This window comes from Kitasatospora sp. NPDC007106, assembly GCF_040634455.1.
Taxonomy (GTDB): Bacteria; Actinomycetota; Actinomycetes; order Streptomycetales; family Streptomycetaceae; genus Kitasatospora; species Kitasatospora arboriphila.
In genome coordinates this window covers 1-1,092 of record NZ_JBEYFP010001426.1, presented here as the reverse complement: position 1 = coordinate 1,092, position 1,092 = coordinate 1, and the positions used below count along the sequence as shown (strand labels likewise).

Annotated in this window: 2 protein-coding genes; both read right to left on the bottom strand. The window is 71.9% G+C overall.

The window, feature by feature from the left end:
• Positions 1-83: 83 nt before the first annotated feature.
• Positions 84-605: an SRPBCC family protein gene (locus ABZ641_RS39005; RefSeq protein WP_344626511.1), complete on the bottom strand. Its 522-nt coding sequence runs from the start codon at positions 603-605 to the stop codon at positions 84-86.
• Positions 602-922 carry a metalloregulator ArsR/SmtB family transcription factor gene (locus ABZ641_RS39000; RefSeq protein WP_344626510.1) on the bottom strand — a complete coding sequence of 107 codons (321 nt, stop codon included), beginning with the start codon at positions 920-922 and terminating at the stop codon, positions 602-604. Before ABZ641_RS39000 ends, ABZ641_RS39005 begins: the two co-directional genes overlap by 4 nt.
• Positions 923-1,092: the final 170 nt, after the last annotated feature.

Sequence of the window (1,092 nt, the reverse complement as noted above, 5' to 3'; positions counted from 1 at the left end):
GCGTGGAAGGTGCAGGGCGGGCTCCCGGCGGGGGCCCGCCCGCACCGGCGTGCGGTCACGGGGTGGCGGTCACGGGGACACGGTCACTGGGCGAGCGTCTTGCCCGTCTCCAGCAGCGACTTGAGGTCGCTGAGCACCCAGCTCCAGCCGCCGCCCCCGCCCATCTGCTCGTCGTCGTGGGCGCCGCTGACCAGCGCGGCGAGCTGCGGGGCGCCGGCCAGCTCGTGGGTGACGGTGAGCCGGGTGGAGCCGTCCTTCTCCGCCAGCTCGTAGGTGACCCGGGTGAAGCCCTCGGCGGCCAGCTGCGGGTCCATCGCCATCCGCCAGGTCAGCACCAGCTTGCGCGGCGGGTCGGCCTCGACCACCTCGCCGTCGACGACGGTCTCGGGGACGGGGAAGCCCATCGCCTTGGCCCCCTCGACCATGGCCGGGCCGGGCAGGGTGCGGTAGGGCGCACCGGGGGTGAAGTCGTAGTCGGTGAGGCCTCCGTAGCCGTAGCGGTCGGTCCACTCGGGCTTGGTGATGGCGTCCCAGACCTTCTCGGGGGCGGCCTTGATGTAGACGCGGTAGACCTGGGTGGTCGCCGCGCTGTCGGTCCCGCTCATGGATCCTTCTCCAACTCTGCCTTGAGCTCGGTCAAAGCGGTCACGTGGCGTTCGGTGTACTTGTCGATCCAGCGGTCGTGGATCAGCCGGATCGGCACGGGGTTGAGGAAGTGGAGCTTCTCGCGGCCCGACTTCCGGGACACCACGAGGCCGGCGTCCTCCAGCACGCGCAGGTGCTTCATGACGCCGAACCGCGACATCTCCAGCTCCGACTCCAGCTCGGTGAGCGTCCGCCCGTCTCGGGCGAAGAGCAGGTCGAGCAGGAACCGGCGGGTCGGGTCGGCCAGCGCCTTGAACACCAGGTCGTCGTCGGACACGCCTCCAGGATAGGTGACCATTTGGTCACATGTCCACCGGGGCGCGCCCGCTTCCGGGCCGCTGCGTCGACGCGGTCAGGCGGCGCGGTCAGGCGACGCCGCAGAGCCGGAGCACGGCGGTCGTCCCGGCCGCCGCCACGACGACCAGCGGGAAGGGCGCCCGGCGCAGC

Bases quoted from the DNA above. Each gene is read 5' to 3' on its own strand.
- ABZ641_RS39005 (WP_344626511.1), bottom strand. From the start codon at position 605: ATGAGCGGGACCGACAGCGCGGCGACCACCCAGGTCTACCGCGTCTAC.